We start from the raw sequence: 17965 nt of genomic DNA, 5'->3' as shown, positions 1-17965 counted from the left end.
ATTCATGTTTTACCGCCAAATGGGGAAGATACCGCACAAACGGCATACGATGTTTAAAAAAGCTGATGGGAGCCTATTCAGAGAGCAAGTAATGGGGACACGGGGATTTTCAGGAACCCAATCGATTTTGTATCACCATTATATGCCAACAGAGGTGGTGAGGACGGAATTAGTAAGTGGTTACTTGCCAGAATATGAGGAGCAGCAGCCTCTAAAACACCGCCATTTTTTCACCAATATAGTGCCGGCCAAAGGCGATGCCCTGAAGGCTAGGGAATATATCTTAGGAAATCAGGATTTATTAATTGGAACCGCCCATGTAACTGCACCGATGACAAGCTATTATCGGAATGGTGATGGCGATGAAATGCTCTATGTCCACTATGGAACTGGAAAAATAGAAACGATGTTCGGCACCCTATCTTACCGTCAGGGTGACTATCTCATTATTCCAATTGGGACCATATATCGTGTCATACCCAACGAAAATGAAGAGACTAAAATGCTGTTTGTTGAATCGTTCAGCCAAATCACCACACCAAGAAGGTACCGAAATGAATATGGTCAGTTATTAGAACATAGTCCATTTTGTGAAAGGGACTTTCGAGGCCCGGAAGAACTGAAGACATTCGACGAAAAGGGTGAATTTGAGGTTTTGACAAAATCAAGAGGGAAGATAACTTCGCATATTTTAGGGCATCATCCCCTTGATGTAGTGGGCTGGGATGGATATTTATATCCGTGGGCTTTTAACATCGAAGATTTTGAACCAATCACAGGGAGAGTTCATCAACCGCCGCCGGTCCATCAAACTTTTGAAGGGAATAATTTCGTTGTTTGTTCGTTTGTTCCGAGGCTATATGACTATCATCCAGAGTCCATACCAGCGCCATATTATCATAGCAACGTGAACAGCGACGAACTTCTCTATTATGTGGAAGGTAATTTCATGAGTCGAAAAGGGGTTCAAGAAGGTTCGATCACACTTCATCCAGGCGGTATCCCCCATGGCCCACATCCGGGAAAAACCGAAGCAAGTATTGGAAAAAAGGAAACGCTGGAACTAGCTGTTATGATTGACACCTTCCATCCATTAAAAATTGTAAAAACCGCACAAAAAATTGAGGATGTTAATTATATGTATTCATGGTATGAGAAATAGGAATGAAATTTATTAAGCGAACAATCCAATAATCGAATTGGATTGTTTTTTTATCTGCAGGTAAAAGTGGTATTGTAATAATATGTTATTTGAAAATGAAATGAGGTGAAGTCATGGAGTTGGAACCAATACTATCTAAATTAAAAAACCATACACCAAAGATCCTTGGCAGTGAAAAATTTTCAAAATATGCTGTTATGGTCCCACTCATTGAAAAAGAGGACGGGATCCACGTTTTGTTAGAAGTTCGTTCCCTTGAACTAAGAAGGCAGCCTGGCGAAATTTGTTTTCCAGGGGGGAGGATTGATGCCCAGGATATCGACGAAAAAGCAGCCGCTATCCGAGAAACCGTGGAAGAATTAGGTGTCAGTCATGAGTTTATCTCAAACGTACACCCATTGGATTTTATGATTTCACCTTTTGGAATGATGATCTATCCTTTTGTTGGCTACATTAAAACACCTAATACGATTGTGCCTAACCCTTCAGAAGTCGGTGAGATTTTTACTGTACCGCTATCATTTTTAATAAAAAATGAACCAGAGATTTATAAAATTGAATTTAAGGCAGAACCCGAGGTTAATTTTCCCTTTGACCTCATTGTAGGGGGAGAAAATTATAATTGGCGTACACGAGGAATCGAGGAGTATTTCTATCGTTATGATGGAAAAGTGATATGGGGACTTACTGCTAAGATTCTTGCCCATTTTATTGAATTACTACGGTAGTTCTAGTTTTTATAAAAGAGAGGATTTCCTAGCAGAAATCCTCTCTTTTTTTTGTTTGTCCACTACAAGCGGACAAATGTCCACACAAAAAAGAAAAAGCTTGATTATTTTCTGAATATGATTAAAATTAAGATTATATTTTTTAATTAGGGAGATGTAGGGATGAAGGTCGTAAAGTTTGGCGGGTCCTCGCTAGCATCAGGAAAACAAATTGAAAAGGTATTTAAGATTGTTGTTTCAGACCCCAAGAGAAAAGTCGTTGTCGTTTCTGCCCCTGGGAAAAGGTTTCCAGAAGATAATAAGGTAACCGATTTATTGATTGAATGTGGAGAACTATGTCTACAAAATAAGGACCCAAGGGAACAATTTGAGGCCGTCCTAGAAAGATACTCCTCGATCGCCGAGGAATTATCACTGTCAAATGATGTTATTATCGAAATTCAAGAAGATTTAGCCAAACGGTTAAGCGCTGATAAAACAAAACCTGATCGTTTTCTGGATTTGTTAAAAGCAAGTGGTGAAGATAACAACGCCAAATTGGTTGCTGCCTATTTCCGTAAGCAGGGTGTAGAAGCTTCTTACATAGATCCAAAAGAAGCGGGGCTGCTTGTCAGTGATGAGCCAGGTAATGCTCAAGCACTGCCTGAAGCTTATAGTCAGTTATATTCGTTGCACGACCGAAAAGGGATTCTAATTTTTCCAGGATTCTTTGGTTATAGCAGGGAAGGTGAGGTGTTTACCTTTTCAAGAAGCGGTTCCGACATTACTGGATCCATCTTAGCAAATGCCCTTAAAGCTGACCTTTATGAGAATTTTACCGATGTTGATGCGGTGTATTCCGTTAATCCCTTCATCGTAAAAAATCCGAAGGAAATAAAAGAACTGACTTACCGGGAAATGCGTGAACTTTCCTATGCGGGATTCACCGTGTTACATGATGAAGCACTTGTTCCGGCGTTCAGAGCAGGAATTCCTGTTCAAATCAAAAATACAAATAATCCAAGTGCACCTGGTACAAAGATTGTCTATGAACGCGACAACACAAATGGACCAGTAATTGGTATTGCGAGTGACCAAGGATTTTGTAGTATTTACGTAAGCAAATACCTGATGAATAGAGAGATAGGCTTCGGACGGAAGCTGTTAAACATCTTAGAAGACTTCGGATTATCTTACGAACATACCCCATCAGGAATTGATGATGTTTCCGTGATCCTCCGTGAAAATCAAATGGATGCAGAAATGGAGAAGGCAATTGTTGAGAGAATTGAATCAGAGCTGCATGCTGATCAAGTGAAAATTGAACACAGCCTCGCGCTTATAATGGTGGTTGGTGAGGGCATGCGTCACAATGTAGGCACAATGGCAAAAGCCTCCAAAGCTCTGGCAAAAGCTCGTATTAATATCGAGATGATTAACCAAGGTTCTTCAGAAGTAAGCATGATGTTTGGTGTAAAGGAAGTAGAGGAAAAGAGAGCGGTTCAAGCACTTTATGAAGAATTTTTTGTGGCTGTCACGGTTTAATATCTTATTTTCAAAAAAAGGTACGTCAAATAGGACGTACCTTCTCATTTGTGATTTTTTAACTTTCTCCGAGTTCGAATGCCTGCTGACACGGCAATAATCAATCCGCCAATCGTATCAGCAATTAAATCTGTCATTGTATCCTTATTTCCTCCACCCTGTAAGGTCATATCGAAAAATTGGTCGGAACTAAATTCATAAATTTCCCATAATACACCGCCGAGTGCTGCAAAGGACAGCGTGAATAAAAACACAAACCATGGCGAAATTTTATCTCCCGCATTTCGATGAATCAAACGTTCATATAAAGCAATTCCAGAAAAAGCGAGAATGGCTCCACTAATCAAATGCATAAAAGTATCCCACCAACCAAGACCATACCAGCCGAGGATTGAACCTAGATATTGTGAACCAACTAAGAAAATTAAATAAGAAATAACAATTGGTAAATTAAATTGTAGTTTGGTGAATAATGCCAATAATAACGGAATCGCACCGCAAACAATTCCTCCAATTGCAACCGATCCTTGAAAAGTTACATCCTTTGAATAGTAGTAAACACATAAAACAGCCATGAATAGGACATAAATGAAACTTAATATGATGACAAGTTTTCGATTCAACAATATTCACCTCTTTAAACTTTATGTTTTCGAAAGTATGCGTAAATGGCAATTAATAGTCCTCCAGAAAAGCCACATAATAAGTCATACATGGTATCTTTATTTCCCCCAAGCTGCATGATATGAGTAAAGGTTTGATCCCCTGCAAACTCATAAATCTCCCAAAGTACACTTGCTAGGACAGAGAGGGAAAGAACGAAAATTGAAATAATCCAACTCGAGGTGTCCTTTCTTACTTGTTCAGGAATCATTAATTTATATAATGTTATACCGACACAAGCGACATATACACCTTTATAAAAATGAATGGTCGAATCCCACCATTTATATTTAAGATAAAAATCCCCTATAGACCCTAAATACGTGGTACAAAAGATAAATAGATAAAAACCAACGATGCTTGGAAGATTAAATGGTATGTTGTTCTTAAAGATTAGCAAAACGGGCAACCCGCACACGATTATCCCTCCGAGGGCTACTTGCCATTTTGAAGATGGCCCTTTAACAAGGAAAAATATAAATAAGACAATCATAAATAACATAAATATACTACCTAGAATGATAAGTATTTTCCGTTTCAATGACTCACCTCATTAATCATGGTTCATTACAATTATGTCCAATAAAAATAAATGAAATCACTCAGATAATTTTGTATGGAATACTCGCATAGGCACATACAAAAGAGTATATTGGAAAGGTAAGACAATGTTGGAATAGTCCAAGATAAAGATGGCTGCGGAGGATGTTATGCAAAAGGCACAAATACCGACTTACGAGCGAATTGCTATAGATTTAGCAAATAGAATATATGATGGGAAATTTAAGGTGGGAGAAAAAATTCATGGGAGATCTACCTTAGCAAGTGAATATAAGGTTTCTCCTGAAACTATCCGAAGAGCAATAAAGATTTTAGAAGATGTCGAGATTGTTCACTCCACAAAAGGTAGTGGAATTGTTATTTCTTCTCGTGAGAATGCTTATAAATATATTCAACGGTTTTCAAATCTCGCAAGCATTAAGGATCTAGAAAAGCAAATGAACTCTCTTATTTCTGAAAGAGACAAGCTCGATGAACAGCTCTTTGATACACTCCGAAAAATTATGGACTACTCAGGAAAGCTGCGTCATACGAACCCACTGGCCCCCATCGAAGTAGAGGTATTTTCGGATTGTATTCATATTGGAAAAACCATTTCGGAAGTAAAGTTTTGGCAAAATACCGGGGGAACTGTTATCGGGATGAAACGAAAGGGAGAATTAATTATTTCACCAGGTCCCTATGCATTAATCCAAGAGGGGGATGTCCTCCTTGTTATTGGTGCTGATGAAACATATGACCGAGTCCTTCATTTTATGGAGGAGTAAAAAGAGTTTTGAAGATGCAAAAAAAGCCGGTTTTTTTAGGACCGGCTTTTTCTTCATATACTAATTTTCTAATAAACCTTCACTTTCTAAAAATTCCTTTGCAACTTTGGCTGGAGACTGTTTAAGGCTGTCGACCTTATAATTCAGTTTTCGCATCTTTTCATCAGTTAACTTACCTGCCAAGGAGTTTATCACTTTTTCTAGTTCTGGATGTTCCTTTAACGTTCCCTCTTTTAACATCGGTACCGCATAATAAGGCGGGAAGAAATTTTTATCATCCTCTAATACCTTTAAGTGGAACGCTTCAAGTAAGCCATCCGTTGAAAAGGCATCGATGACATCACTCTTATGGTTGGCTAATGCCGTATAGCGCAACCCGCCATCAACGGGTTTCACCTCTTTAAATTTCATATTATACGTTTTTGTAAGTCCGATTAAGCCATCCTCACGATTTGGAAATTCGATGGTCGGACCCATGGTTAATCCACTGCTGACTTTGGCTAAATCAGAGATCGTCTTTAAGCCAAATTCTTTTGCTGTATCTTGACGAACAGCTAAGGCGTAAGTGTTATTAAATCCAATCGGTTTTAACAATTCAAAGCCATATTTTTGCTTGAATTCCTTCTGGACAATATTGTAGACCTTGTCCGGATCACTCTGGGGCGGCTGATTTAATATATTTACTAATCCTGTTCCAGTGTACTCTACATACATATCAATGTCCCCATTTTTAAGGGCGCTGAAGGCTACCTGACTGCCGCCAAGATTTAATTTTCTCTCTACTTGAATATCAGTCTTATTTTCTATTAAATCCGCAAGCATATTCCCTAAGATTAATTGTTCACTGAAATTTTTAGAACCGATCACAATTTTATCCTCAGCGTTCACCTTTGAATATACAGTAAAAGCACCGGCAATGATGATGACAATACTTGCAAAACTAATCATCATTTTTTTAGTGGTTTTCCCTGTCTTCTTTGCTGAAGTCTGTTTGCTTGTATAGGAAAGTGAGGATTCAAGTTTTCCTACGATAAAATCAATAACTAGGGCAAGAATACAGGCAGGAATAGCCCCAGCTAAAATCATATAATTATCGACCGTTTGCACACCGGAGAAAACGAGATATCCTAGTCCGCCAGCACCAATGAAGGCAGCAATTGTCATTAATCCAACAGCGGTAACCGCTGAAATTCTGATACCCGCCATAATCATCGGGAAGGCTAGTGGTAACTGAACCTTTCTCATCGTTTGACTCTTGGTCAGACCGATACCTCTGGCGGCTTCCAGAATATCCCCATCAATATTCGTTAAACCTGTATACGTGTTTTTGACGATCGGAAGCAATGAATAAAGAACGACCATAATAATGGCTGGAGTACTGCCAATCCCAACGAATGGAATAAGAAACCCAAGTAATGCCAAACTAGGGACTGCTTGAATCACATTAGTTGTTCCAATTATCGGTTTTGCAAGCTTTTGCTCTCTTGAGATTAATATACCAAGCGGGATCCCAATAATAATCGCTACTAGGACAGAAATTACACTTAAGTAAAGATGTTGGCCAAGCAGACTGAAAATCTGATCATAGTTTGTGGTTAAATAATTCATAAATCCACTCATTAAAAGGCCACCTCCAAATCGATTAACTGGCTGCTTAATGCAGAAAGAATGCTGCTTCTAGTAATAAGTCCAATCAGCTGGTTATGACTGTTCACAACAGGGACATAACCAATTTTGTGCTCATTCATTGTTGCTAAAACTGATATCAAATTGGCATCCTGTGAAACCGAAAGAACATTTTGTTCCATTACCTGATCGATTGAGATAGTTCGATTGAGCAGTTGGATGCCCTTTAATGTCACTAAACCTTTAAGGACATTATTTTTATCTGTAACCATTAGGCTATCGACTTTTTGGTCCTTCATTATTTCAATTGCCTGAAGCACCGTTCGCATTGAGGTGATTTTAACAGGATTGGGGATCATAATATCCTCAGCCATTAATAATTCTGGATTGTTCCAAACCCGTCTTTTGCCAATAAAGTCTTCAACAAAGTCATTGGCAGGATTTTTAAGAATGTTTTCAGGTGTATCATATTGGAGAATATCCCCGTCTTTTAAAATACAAATTTTATCTGCTATTTTAATAGCTTCATCCATATCATGGGTGACAAAGATAATCGTCTTGTTTAATTCTTTTTGCATCTGGAAGAGTTCATCTTGTAGGGAACTTCTTGTGACAGGGTCTAATGCGCTAAATGGTTCATCCATTAAAATGATATCGGAGTTGGTTGAGAAAGCTCTTGCGACGCCAATTCTTTGCTGCTGGCCGCCGCTCAATTCTTTGGGATACCGATGCAAGTATTCTTTAGGGTCTAAACCGACTAATTCAAGCAGTTCGCCCGTTTTAGTGGCAATCGCAGCAGGATCTTCCCCTTTAAGTTTTGGAATTAACTCTAAATTTTCTTTAATAGACATATGTGGAAATAAACCAGTATTTTGGATGACATAACCAATATTTCGACGCAGTTCAATTGGATTCATCGTCGAGATATCTGTCCCATTGACAAAAATTTTCCCTGAGGTTGGCTGAATTAATTTATTAATCATTTTCAGTAAAGTCGTTTTCCCACAGCCGCTGGGTCCGATAAAAACAACCAATTGACCAGCCTCAATTTCCAATGAGAAAGGCTTAATAATGGTTTTGGTTCGATACTTTTTCACAATGTTTTTAAACTCTATCAATTTCATTCCTCCTTGTTAAAACTAGGTGCTGATTAAATGCAACAACTTAATGGTAACATAAAAGTTGTTTCTTTGTCTAATCAAGTTCCATTTTACTTCTTTCCAATTAGAGAGCCTTTAAGTACAATGAGGTAAGGAAAATAGCACTTTGAGTAAGCAGGTGATGAGATGAAAAAAATTTTAATTGTTGATGATGATGAATATATCCGCAATCTTGTAACAAGTTTGCTGATGAGAGAGGGATTTAAAACCATCTCAGCGGAAAATGGGGGAGCCGCACTTGAACTATTAAATAAAGAGGATTGTGATTTAGCGGTAGTAGATATCATGATGCCAGTCATGAATGGATACCTATTAACAACTGAAATTCGAAAAGTGTATGATATTCCGATTATTTTATTAACGGCCAAAAGCCAGATTGAAGATAAGGAAAAGGGATTTGAATCAGGTACGGATGATTACTTAATAAAACCGTTTGAACCCAAAGAATTAATATTTAGGGTCAATGCCCTTTTAAGAAGATATGGAAAATCTGGTGAAGCGAATATTAAAGTAGGTACCTTATACATAAATAAAAAAAGCTATGAAGTTAAAATCAATAATAAGACCTTTATGCTCCCGTTAAAGGAATTTGATCTTTTAACCTTCCTTGCTACGCATCCTAATCAAGTGTTTAGCCGTGGTCACTTGATTGAAAAAATATGGGGTCATGATTTTGAAGGGGATGAAAGAACTGTAGATGTCCATATCAAACGGTTACGCGAGAGGTTTGCGAATATTGCCGAGGATTTTACCATCAAAACGATTAGAGGGGTAGGATATTCCCTGGAGGTTCTTTAACTAATGATCATGAAATCTTTATATAGTAAATTCGCCTTTATTACAATCATGATTATGGTAGTCAGTGGAATTATTTCTTTTTTTCTTTCCAATGCTTATTACCAGATCACATTAAAACAGGAAAATGATGAGAAAATCATGAATTTTGCTTTTGAAATAGCTGACTTTGCTAGTAAGCACCCTTTGATTAGTCTCCAGGACTATTTTGACCATATCGGGTCGATTGGTTACCAAATACTTTTGGTTAATAATGAAGGGGACAAATATTATTTTGGCTCATCGTTTAGAGAAAAGAATTTACATGCAGATATTCCAGAAAAAGTTTTAGATGGCGAGGTTTATCATGGGATTCGGAATTTTCCTCATAAAACCTTTGTAACCGGATTTTTTGCAAACGAATTAAAAAACTCAGTCGGTGTCCCTTTTCAGTATAAAGGTGAAGAATATGCCATTTTTATCAGGCCAGATATTAAGCTGATGTTTAACGAGATGCATATTCTTTTTGGATGGCTGCTTATCATTTCAATTTTATTAAGCGTTATATTGGTTCTTATTAGTACTAAATATTTAGTCAATCCAATAAGAAAGCTTAATAATGCAACGAGAGCAATTGCGGAAGGAAATTTCTCCATCAAGTTGGATATTACTCGAAGCGATGAACTTGGAAATTTAGCCGTCAGTTTTATGAGGATGACGGAAAAATTAGCAAAAGTAGATTCGCTAAGAAAAGAACTAATTTCTAATATTTCTCATGATATCCAATCACCACTAACCAATATTAAAGGGTATTTAAACTTATTGGAAAATAGCAACAAAAGTGAGCAAGAAGAGCAACAATATTTACGAGTAGTTCAATTCGAGGTAGACCGACTCTCCAGGATGACAAAACAACTATTACTTCTATCCACTATTGAAAGTAAAAAGGATTTAATGGAGGTTAGTCCCGTAGATATTGCAGCACAGCTCAAAGCTGTTATTCATCAATGCGAATGGAGCACCTTAGAAAAAGGAATAATGATGAGTTACTCACTCTCTGATGCCACGGTTAAAGGGGACCCAGCATTGTTATATTCTGTCTGGGAAAATCTGCTGACGAATGCGATTAAGTATAATCGTGAAAACGGTACAATTGATATTGAATTGGCTGAAACGGATGTAGAAGTTGTCGTGGTTATTAAAGATTCAGGGGTGGGATTAAGTCAAAAGGAAATAGAAAGAATTTTTGACCGTTTTTACCGGGCGGATGCCTCTAGAGCACGGTCTGTCGAAGGGACAGGATTAGGCTTATCAATCGTCAAATCCATCGTTAATTTGCACCATGGAAAAATTGATTTAGAAAGCACAGAAGGGAAAGGGACTTCTTTTACTGTGCTCCTTCCCAAATTGTAAAATAACGTTCATCTTCCGTTCATATTCGAACAGTATTCTGTTTGTGAAATGAAAGGGAAGGTGAATTTTTTATGTTCTCATTACCATTTAAGGAAATGACATTTTTTAAAGTGAGATATTTGTTAATCAGTTTTATTCTCTTTTTTGTAGCGATACTTATTTTTGTCATTAGTGGACTTGCCAATGGCTTGTCGATGAATAATGCTTCTTCGATCATTAACATGCCGGCACACTCTTTTTACCTGCAAAAAAGTGCAGAGGGTCGCATTGATCGGTCGCATTTAACGGTGGATATAGAGAAATTGACAGCAAAAAGTGAGGCTCAGCCAATTGGTGTTCAAATGGGAGCCATTTCTAGAGTGAATTCAGAGGATAGACTAGATGTTACCTTTATCGCCGTCCAGCCTGGCAGCTTCTTAGAACCGAATAGAAGGGATGGAAAGAGTTTAGAGAGTGGCGGGGGAAATTCTGTCTTACTAGATCGCTCGTTATCTGGAACAATTAAGATTGGAATGATCGTAAAAGATGCACGAAGCGGTATAAGCTTAAAGGTAGTTGGATTCCTTGATGATCAAACTTTTAGCCATACACCAGTTGCGCTTATTTCCCTTGACACTTGGGAGAAACTCGCTGGTAAACTAAACAAAAATGAATATAACGGCATTGCCATAAACAAAGCTGATTTAGGATTAGAAAAAAAAATTTCTAGCTTAATTAAAAATGGGGAATGGGTAGAAAAGGATCAAGTGGTCAAAGGTATTCCTGGGTATACGGCTGAACAAAATTCACTTTATATGATGTTATCTTTTTTAATAGTGATTGCTGTTTTTGTTTTAGCCGCATTCTTTTATATTATGACCATACAAAAAACGGCACAGTTTGGCATCTTGAAAGCCATCGGTGCTAAATCGAGTCAATTGGTCAAATCAACTATCTTTCAGGTTATTTTGTTAACCATTGTTAGTATTGCTGCAGCTATTGCCTTTACTAAGGGCTTTATGTCAATACTTCCCGATGATATCCCGTTTATTTTCGATTTGGTGGATATCGCTAAATTTTCGGGGTTATTATTTCTTGTGTCGATATTCGGCTCATTATTATCGGTATTTAATATTGTGAAGGCCGATCCAATTCAAGCAATGGGGAGAGTAGAATAGTATGATGATGGAACCGTTAATTTTAGAGCAGGTTGAAAAATCGTTTAAAGATGGTGATAAAGAAAATCATATCGTGAAAAACTTATCCTTCCGTTTAAAAACGGGCGAAGTGGTTGCAATCATTGGTCCTTCAGGGTCGGGAAAGTCCACGTTTTTATCGATTGCAGGTGCCTTGCAATCTCCTGATAAAGGAAAAGTCATTGTAAATGGCACCGACATTGCAACCTTTAGCGATATTGATAAAGCGAACATTAGATTAAATCACCTAGGTTATATTTTCCAAACTTCGAACTTAGTCCCTTATTTAAAGGTAGAAGAGCAATTGAGTCTTGTTTTAAAAATGGCGAATCAGTGGACCAAGGAAAGTAAAAGAAAGATTAACGAGATGTTAGTTGCAGTTGGGATGGAGCAACGATCAAAATTTTATCCACATCAGTTATCGGGTGGAGAAAAGCAACGAGTTGCCATTGCTAGAGCATTTATTAATGATCCTGAAATCATCTTAGCTGATGAACCAACAGCCAGTCTAGATTCGAATCGTAGTATGGTCATTATTGAGTTAATCTCAAAAATCGTTAAGGAGCAAAACAAATCTGCTATCATTGTTACTCACGATGAACAGATTCTCCCGCTATGTGATCGGATTTACTTAATGAAGGATGGACAACTTATTGAGCAAGGAAACAGAGATTAAATGAAAAGAGCTAGCAATCTGAGTGATTGCTAGCTTTTTAGATTTAAAGTTGAATTTTGCAAAAGAATTAACAAAAGATGTTAAAATGGAGATATTACTAAATACCAAAGAGGAGAATTTATTATGAGCTTTGTTCGAGACAAATTCAGTGCGAAGTTTTTCCTTTTCCTCGTGTTTGCTTTTCTGTTGATTCATGTGCCGTTCCTAGGAAACTATGTGAAAATCATCAATACGCTTATCCATGAATCGGGTCATGCTTTAATCGCTCTTTTTGGAGGGAATGTCGAAAAAATATCGTTATTCATGAATTCCGAAGGGGCCACGTATAGTAATCAGTCAACATGGATTGGCAGCTTCTTAACTAGTCTAGGTGGATACACTTTTGCGTCATTTATGGCGTTTCTGTCCTTTTTATTAATTGGTAAGAAAAAGCAGAATTTGTTAATAGACATATTGTTAGGTTTTATTGGCTTGAATCTTATTTTTTGGGTACGGAATCCTTATGGTTTGTTTTGGCTGTGCTCATTTGCGTTTGCTTTTCTTTACTTACTCATTAAAGGGAGTCAAAATTTTAGAGATCACTTATTACTGTTAATTGCTTCGATTCTTTTAGTTGATTCCGTTCAAAGTGCTTATGAAATCTTGTATATCAGCGTATTACAGCCACAGTCTGCTGGGGATGCCGCAAATCTTGCTCGGCTTACAGGAATCATTCCGGCGCCAATCTGGGGGATATTCTTCTTTATTCAGGCACTATGGTTTTGTTATAACGGATTAAAAAGAGGTTATTATAAACTTGAAGGATAAGCTATAAGGGAATTTTTTATCACTTTTAATAAAAAGTTGAGAATTGTTGCATAGGATATTACAGTGAGCAGCTAATATAGAAGGAGGCGAATGAAAATGAATACGTTAGATGCGATAAAAACGCGCCGAAACATAAAAAAATTCAAATCCATGGAGATTGAGCAAAATTTAATCCTTGCGTGGTTAGAGGCTGCCACAATGGCACCGAATCACCGAATGACAGAACCATGGGAAATTTATTTTATTGGAACGGAAACGAGAGAGAAGCTAAACCATAAAACAAATTTTGGAAATGCACCGGTTGTGTTAATGATTTTATCAAAGCAAGGTGCGACCACTGTTGAGACAGAGGAAAACGCAATGGCAACTGCCTGCTTTATCCAAAATTTTAATTTAGCTGCATGGGCAGAGGGTGTCGGGACCTTTTGGTCTTCCATTGGTATTACACCAAAAAACAGAGAGATCCTACGTGTTCCGGATGGCTTTGATATTATTGGCGTTTTGGGAGTGGGCTATCCAGAAGTAATTCCAGATCCAAAACCACGTACACCAATTCAGAACAAAATAAGTAATTTACCATAACAGGAAGTGAAAGAGCCAACCGAACAAGTCGGTTGGCTCTTTTAAATAACTAGATTGCATCATGGTATTCTAATGTAAGCTTGTCGATGATTTGTTGAACAGGTAGAATATCTTGAATTTCGCCCACTCGCGCACCTGCAAAAACAAGTCCATTTTCGACATCACCATTCATTGAAACCAATAAAGAATCCATTGTACAAAAGCGGTAAGAACAATTTTTTAAGCAATCAATGCATTTAGCGATTTTTAATTTGTCAGGTCCACTGATTAATTTTGCAAAATGATTATTAATCGCCCTGCCTTGAAGTCCTACAGTCGTTTTTACTAAGACCAAATCCTCTTTCGTTGCCTCGACATATTTTTGCTTAAATGCTAATGGTGCATCACATTCCTCGCTTGCGACAAAGCGTGTCCCCATTTGGACACCAGATGCACCCAGGGAAAGGGCTCTTGAAATATCTCCGCCAGTCAGAATTCCTCCTGCAGCAATCACCGGGATGGAAACTGCTTCAACCACTTCTGGCAGGATTTCGAACATTGGGCGATCGGTACCAAGGTGACCACCTGCTTCAAAACCTTCAACGACAACGGCTGCAGCACCAAGTCTTTCTGAAATTCTTGCTAATTTAGCAGATGAGACAATTGAGATTACCGGAATACCTGCTTGTTTTCCCCATGCATACATATCTCTAGAAATTCCAGCACCCGAGATAATAAAATCAACTTTCTCTTCAAGAGCAGCTTTCATTTTTTCAGCAAAGTCATTCATCGCGAATAGAACATTTACACCAATATATCCGGCATCTTTAATCAAGCTCTTCGCCTTTCTAATATGTGTTCGCAATTCGTCCGTTGAAATCCCTGTTCCTGAGATAATCCCAATTCCCCCAGCATTTGCGACGGCTGATGCCAATTTACTAAGTGAAATACCTACACCCATACCACCTTGCATAATGGGAACCTTAGGCATCATATGACCTATTTTTAGTTGTGGAAAGTTCAATTTATAACCCCGTTTCATAATTTTTAGTAGAAACTTCTCATGAATCATACCACTTCCATTTAGGCATGTCTGTGATTACTATCACCAGGTCATAATGGCAGGTTTTATCATTTACTAATATGTTAAAATAAACATAATGGTTAATTCATAAGAACTTACTGTATAAAAAATTTGATGAAACCAAACGATACGATATGAAGTTAAAAATGGATGGTGGTAATTGTCATGATAATTTTTACTGATATTGACCTTGATGGGCTTGGATGCGGGCTAATTGCGAAACTTGCTTTTGGAGAAGAAGCTAATGTATTTTACTGTTCTTACAGGAATTTAAATCAACGAGTTGAAGCCGTTATTAAAAACCCAGAGAATAATAATGTAGAGATCTATATTACCGACCTGGCGGTAAACGAACAAGTCGAAAAAAAACTCGAGGAGCGGTTTAAACAAGGCAAACCGGTTCAAATGATTGATCACCATGTGACTGCATTGCATTTTAATGAATATAAATGGGGAAGTGTTATTCCCGAGTATGAAACGGGAAAGAAGACATGTGCAACCTCATTATTCTATGATCATCTGATTACGAATGGAATCATGGATAGAAATAAGGCTCTTGAGGAATATATTGAGCTGGTACGCCAATACGATACATGGGAATGGGATGAAAACAATAATGTGACGGCGAAACGCCTAAATGATTTATTTTACATACGGAACAGAGAGCAGTTTGAAGAAGAAATGCTGAAAAGGTTAACGGAAAATACCGAATCGTTTATGTTATCTGAAACGGAAAATATGCTTCTAGATATTGAGGAGCAAAAAATTAACCGATATATTTATTCAAAAAGCCGACAAATTGTTCAAACCTTTGTTGATGATTATTGTGTAGGCATTGTTCATGCAGAGCAATATTTATCGGAGTTAGGAAATGCGCTAAATAATTTATATCCGCATATGGACATGATTATTCTTTTGAATATGAGTGGAAAGAAAATGGGTTTTCGAACCATTCATGATGAAGTAAATGTAGCAAAATTTGCAAAGAGATACGGTGGGGGTGGACATCCAAAAGCATCTGGATCTGAAATGACAAGTGAAGCGTTTAAGCAATTTGTAGTGGATGTGTTTGAAATTCTTCCTCTTAAACCAGATGCAGATCGGAATGAATTTAACCTGAAAACTTCTCACTCTGGGACCGCTTTTCAAAATCAAATGGGTGAAATTTCATACATCATCTCTAGCGGTGATAGTGAATATTATATTGTGCACAATAAGAAGAAATTGGATCAAACCTTCGCTGAATTTGAGGAAGCAGAGCGTTACCTCAAAAGAAATTATCTTTCTTGGCTTCAGTATGACCAAGATTATCTGTATCAGTTATCTGCCGCATTAAAGATGCCAATTGATAAGATAAAGGAAAACCATGCAGAGATTATCAGTAATTACCTAGTCGATATAGTTAAGGAATAAAAGAGAGCTTGGGATCCCCAAGCTCTCTTTGTGTGATAAAAAGGAGATAACCAAAATTAAGGTTTCGTTAAGACGGGAATGGTAGTATAATCGTAGGTATTTGTTAGTGTTATTTCAATATCGTAATTATCGTGAAACAGAAAGTAATTCTGCTAACATCTTCCTGTAATATTCAAAGGGTATAATAGTGGTAATCACTAAATTTATATGGTGTGGGTTATTGGAATTAATAAAGAAACAAATTAACATTATCTTAAAATACCTTTTTGATTAAAAATAATGGGGTGATAGGATGGCTTCAACTTCAAAAAGGAGTAAGTATTTTGACAATGCAAAATTTATTTTGATTTTTCTGGTCGTCTTTGGGCACCTGATAAGTCCATTAAAAGAGCAAGACGGGATTCTATTTACTTTATATACCATCATTTTTCTCTTTCACATGCCAGCATTTATCTTTATCTCTGGATACTTTGCAAAGGGATTTAAAAAGAAAGGCTATATATTAAAGGCAATTAAAAAAATATTATTGCCTTATTTCATTTTCCAAATCATTTATTCCGTTTATTATTATTTAAATGGGCAGGAAGCAAGTTTAGAGTTCGATTTTTTACATCCACATTGGTCACTATGGTTTTTAATGAGTTTATTTTGTTGGAATTTATTACTCTATGTTTTTGCCAGATTTAAATGGGTAGGATTTTGTTTCTCCATCGGTTTGGGAATAGCCATAGGATTTATTGATGATGTGGGTAGTTATTTAAGCCTGTCTAGAACGTTTGTCTTTTTTCCGTATTTTTTATTGGGATTTTTACTCAATGGCGATCAATTGAAAAAAGCGATTCGTTCCAAATATTCGCGTCCAGTTGGATTAGTTATTATTCTAGGAACTTTGTTATCTTTAGGGTTCAGTTTCCCGCATAACGTCGTGCCATGGCTCTTGGGAGATACTTCCTATGCGAATATGGGACAAGAAGAATGGGTGGATGGACTTTATCGTGGCTTCCAGTATTTGCTAACGTTAATTGTCGTCTATGGATTTCTCACGGTTATACCTTCCAATCCACTTAAGGTATCGGAAATAGGTGAAAGAACGTTGTATGTTTATTTGTTCCACGGTTTTATTATCAAATCACTTGAGGTAACCGTTCTTGACAAAAATTTATTTAATATTTCAGGACAATATCATCTACTGATTATCCTATCTTTCGTCATTTGTTTAATTCTTGGCAGCTACGTCACTAAAAAATATACTCGTCCTCTCGTGGAATTAAAGATTTGATTCATAAAGGGGAAATAAAAAGAGCCGAACATATACCAGTTCGGCTCTTTTAAATGTTATAAGAATCCAAATAAGGAGCTTACAATATTTTTCTTTTTTCGTTTACCCTTACTTGAATCAAATACAATAGGGTCATCTAATTGAGAAGGTATATTCACTTTACTAAGGATCTTTTGAAATTGTTCAAGTTGTTTAGTTAATTCATTTACTTGAGATTGCAAATCTTCTATTTCACGCCTGTGCTGTAGAAGTTGATATGAAACAACAGAATCCGCCTTGGAATGGAGTTCGATTTCTAGTTTACTAACTTTTGCAGTCAAGTCTTCAAATGCGTAATGGTTTTCTACAGCCTTAGCAGCACCTTTTCTAGGCACCTTTTTCTCTTTGATTGGAGTGATTTCCTGGATTAGTGTTCCATTTTGGAGTTGTTCATGGATTTTTTTTAATACTTCGATATCCTCGCTGTTAAAATGATAATGCCCGCGCTCATTTCTTTCCATTGGCAACTCGAGCTGTTTGACCCAGCGTTGGACAGTACTTGTAGATACGCCTAATAACTTTGCTACTTCACTAGTATTCATTTCGAATCCCT

At 37.2% G+C, this 17965-nt stretch carries 18 protein-coding genes; 12 read left to right on the top strand and 6 right to left on the bottom strand.

Translation table 11 applies throughout. The features are described from left to right. Nucleotides 1-4 precede the first annotated feature (4 nt). From FS608_RS00400 to FS608_RS00390, 3 genes are all read left to right on the top strand, one after another. Entirely contained in the window at nucleotides 5-1162 is a 1158-nt protein-coding gene (locus FS608_RS00400; RefSeq protein WP_144547088.1) for a homogentisate 1,2-dioxygenase, read from the top strand. Nucleotides 1163-1275: 113 nt separating this feature from the next. Further along, nucleotides 1276-1890 (top strand): NUDIX hydrolase, encoded by a 615-nt coding sequence (locus tag FS608_RS00395; protein WP_144547085.1) that lies wholly within the window; start codon nucleotides 1276-1278, stop codon nucleotides 1888-1890. Nucleotides 1891-2052: 162 nt separating this feature from the next. Then, nucleotides 2053-3414 carry an aspartate kinase gene (locus tag FS608_RS00390; protein WP_144547083.1) on the top strand — a complete coding sequence of 454 codons (1362 nt, stop codon included), beginning with the start codon at nucleotides 2053-2055 and terminating at the stop codon, nucleotides 3412-3414. A 44-nt stretch (nucleotides 3415-3458) separates the two neighbouring features. Here FS608_RS00390 and FS608_RS00385 read toward each other — a convergent pair whose 3' ends face one another. Further along, entirely contained in the window at nucleotides 3459-4037 is a 579-nt protein-coding gene (locus tag FS608_RS00385; RefSeq protein WP_144547081.1) for a DUF2238 domain-containing protein, read from the bottom strand. A gap of 14 nt (nucleotides 4038-4051) precedes the next feature. After that, nucleotides 4052-4618, bottom strand: a complete 567-nt coding sequence (locus tag FS608_RS00380) for a DUF2238 domain-containing protein (RefSeq protein ID WP_144547079.1) — start codon at nucleotides 4616-4618, stop codon at nucleotides 4052-4054. 151 nt (nucleotides 4619-4769) lie between these two features. Here FS608_RS00380 and FS608_RS00375 point away from each other — a divergent pair, with 151 nt between their 5' ends. After that, nucleotides 4770-5405 carry a GntR family transcriptional regulator gene (locus FS608_RS00375; RefSeq protein ID WP_260871542.1) on the top strand — a complete coding sequence of 212 codons (636 nt, stop codon included), beginning with the start codon at nucleotides 4770-4772 and terminating at the stop codon, nucleotides 5403-5405. A gap of 60 nt (nucleotides 5406-5465) precedes the next feature. Here the strand turns inward: FS608_RS00375 and FS608_RS00370 are convergent, their stop codons facing one another. Both FS608_RS00370 and FS608_RS00365 read right to left on the bottom strand, forming a co-directional pair. Next, nucleotides 5466-7025, bottom strand: coding sequence for an ABC transporter permease/substrate-binding protein (locus tag FS608_RS00370; protein WP_144547075.1), 1560 nt, complete (start codon nucleotides 7023-7025; stop codon nucleotides 5466-5468). Continuing rightward, nucleotides 7025-8149, bottom strand: a complete 1125-nt coding sequence (locus FS608_RS00365; RefSeq protein WP_144547073.1) for an ABC transporter ATP-binding protein — start codon at nucleotides 8147-8149, stop codon at nucleotides 7025-7027. Before FS608_RS00365 ends, FS608_RS00370 begins: the two co-directional genes overlap by 1 nt. 168 nt (nucleotides 8150-8317) lie before the next feature. Between FS608_RS00365 and FS608_RS00360 the strand changes: the two genes are divergently transcribed. The 6 genes from FS608_RS00360 (at nucleotide 8318) to FS608_RS00335 (ending at nucleotide 13618) form a co-directional block, all read left to right on the top strand. Further along, the gene (locus tag FS608_RS00360; protein ID WP_144547071.1) at nucleotides 8318-8989 is read left to right on the top strand and encodes a response regulator transcription factor; all 672 of its coding nucleotides are present in this window, start codon (nucleotides 8318-8320) and stop codon (nucleotides 8987-8989) included. A 3-nt stretch (nucleotides 8990-8992) separates the two neighbouring features. Further along, a complete protein-coding gene (locus FS608_RS00355; RefSeq protein WP_313958684.1) occupies nucleotides 8993-10378 on the top strand; it encodes a sensor histidine kinase in 1386 nt (461 codons plus the stop codon). 95 nt (nucleotides 10379-10473) lie between these two features. Continuing rightward, nucleotides 10474-11535, top strand: a complete 1062-nt coding sequence (locus FS608_RS00350) for an ABC transporter permease (RefSeq protein ID WP_222127293.1) — start codon at nucleotides 10474-10476, stop codon at nucleotides 11533-11535. Between the two features lies 1 nt (nucleotide 11536). Then, the gene (locus tag FS608_RS00345; protein ID WP_144547065.1) at nucleotides 11537-12229 is read left to right on the top strand and encodes an ABC transporter ATP-binding protein; all 693 of its coding nucleotides are present in this window, start codon (nucleotides 11537-11539) and stop codon (nucleotides 12227-12229) included. A gap of 123 nt (nucleotides 12230-12352) precedes the next feature. Further along, nucleotides 12353-13036, top strand: a complete 684-nt coding sequence (locus tag FS608_RS00340; protein ID WP_144547063.1) for a M50 family metallopeptidase — start codon at nucleotides 12353-12355, stop codon at nucleotides 13034-13036. Between the two features lie 96 nt (nucleotides 13037-13132). Further along, complete coding sequence (locus FS608_RS00335; RefSeq protein WP_144547061.1) at nucleotides 13133-13618, top strand: nitroreductase family protein; 486 nt, start codon at nucleotides 13133-13135, stop codon at nucleotides 13616-13618. A gap of 49 nt (nucleotides 13619-13667) precedes the next feature. Here the strand turns inward: FS608_RS00335 and FS608_RS00330 are convergent, their stop codons facing one another. Then, nucleotides 13668-14639 (bottom strand): NAD(P)H-dependent flavin oxidoreductase, encoded by a 972-nt coding sequence (locus tag FS608_RS00330; RefSeq protein WP_186328583.1) that lies wholly within the window; start codon nucleotides 14637-14639, stop codon nucleotides 13668-13670. Between the two features lie 207 nt (nucleotides 14640-14846). Between FS608_RS00330 and FS608_RS00325 the strand changes: the two genes are divergently transcribed. Together FS608_RS00325 and FS608_RS00320 are read left to right on the top strand one after the other, a co-directional pair. Continuing rightward, a complete protein-coding gene (locus FS608_RS00325; protein WP_186328554.1) occupies nucleotides 14847-16094 on the top strand; it encodes a DHH family phosphoesterase in 1248 nt (415 codons plus the stop codon). A gap of 292 nt (nucleotides 16095-16386) precedes the next feature. Next, on the top strand, nucleotides 16387-17373 hold the full coding sequence (locus FS608_RS00320) for an acyltransferase family protein (protein WP_144547057.1): 987 nt from the start codon (nucleotides 16387-16389) through the stop codon (nucleotides 17371-17373). A gap of 56 nt (nucleotides 17374-17429) precedes the next feature. Here the strand turns inward: FS608_RS00320 and FS608_RS00315 are convergent, their stop codons facing one another. Next, on the bottom strand, nucleotides 17430-17954 hold the full coding sequence (locus FS608_RS00315) for a MerR family transcriptional regulator (protein ID WP_144547054.1): 525 nt from the start codon (nucleotides 17952-17954) through the stop codon (nucleotides 17430-17432). Nucleotides 17955-17965: the final 11 nt, after the last annotated feature.

The organism is Bacillus sp. X1(2014) (assembly GCF_007678255.1).
Note: the sequence above shows the minus strand (reverse complement) of the source record. Positions and strands in the feature narration are given on the sequence as shown.

Coding starts and splice junctions, on each gene's coding strand:
- FS608_RS00395 (WP_144547085.1), top strand. CDS start 1,276: ATGGAGTTGGAACCAATACTATCTAAATTAAAAAACCATACACCAAAG.
- FS608_RS00370 (WP_144547075.1), bottom strand. CDS start 7,025: ATGAGTGGATTTATGAATTATTTAACCACAAACTATGATCAGATTTTC.
- FS608_RS00400 (WP_144547088.1), top strand. CDS start 5: ATGTTTTACCGCCAAATGGGGAAGATACCGCACAAACGGCATACGATG.
- FS608_RS00320 (WP_144547057.1), top strand. CDS start 16,387: ATGGCTTCAACTTCAAAAAGGAGTAAGTATTTTGACAATGCAAAATTT.
- FS608_RS00315 (WP_144547054.1), bottom strand. CDS start 17,954: ATGAATACTAGTGAAGTAGCAAAGTTATTAGGCGTATCTACAAGTACT.
- FS608_RS00335 (WP_144547061.1), top strand. CDS start 13,133: ATGAATACGTTAGATGCGATAAAAACGCGCCGAAACATAAAAAAATTC.
- FS608_RS00355 (WP_313958684.1), top strand. CDS start 8,993: ATGATCATGAAATCTTTATATAGTAAATTCGCCTTTATTACAATCATG.
- FS608_RS00350 (WP_222127293.1), top strand. CDS start 10,474: ATGACATTTTTTAAAGTGAGATATTTGTTAATCAGTTTTATTCTCTTT.
- FS608_RS00340 (WP_144547063.1), top strand. CDS start 12,353: ATGAGCTTTGTTCGAGACAAATTCAGTGCGAAGTTTTTCCTTTTCCTC.
- FS608_RS00345 (WP_144547065.1), top strand. CDS start 11,537: ATGATGATGGAACCGTTAATTTTAGAGCAGGTTGAAAAATCGTTTAAA.
- FS608_RS00325 (WP_186328554.1), top strand. CDS start 14,847: ATGATAATTTTTACTGATATTGACCTTGATGGGCTTGGATGCGGGCTA.
- FS608_RS00375 (WP_260871542.1), top strand. CDS start 4,770: ATGGCTGCGGAGGATGTTATGCAAAAGGCACAAATACCGACTTACGAG.
- FS608_RS00390 (WP_144547083.1), top strand. CDS start 2,053: ATGAAGGTCGTAAAGTTTGGCGGGTCCTCGCTAGCATCAGGAAAACAA.
- FS608_RS00330 (WP_186328583.1), bottom strand. CDS start 14,639: ATGAAACGGGGTTATAAATTGAACTTTCCACAACTAAAAATAGGTCAT.
- FS608_RS00360 (WP_144547071.1), top strand. CDS start 8,318: ATGAAAAAAATTTTAATTGTTGATGATGATGAATATATCCGCAATCTT.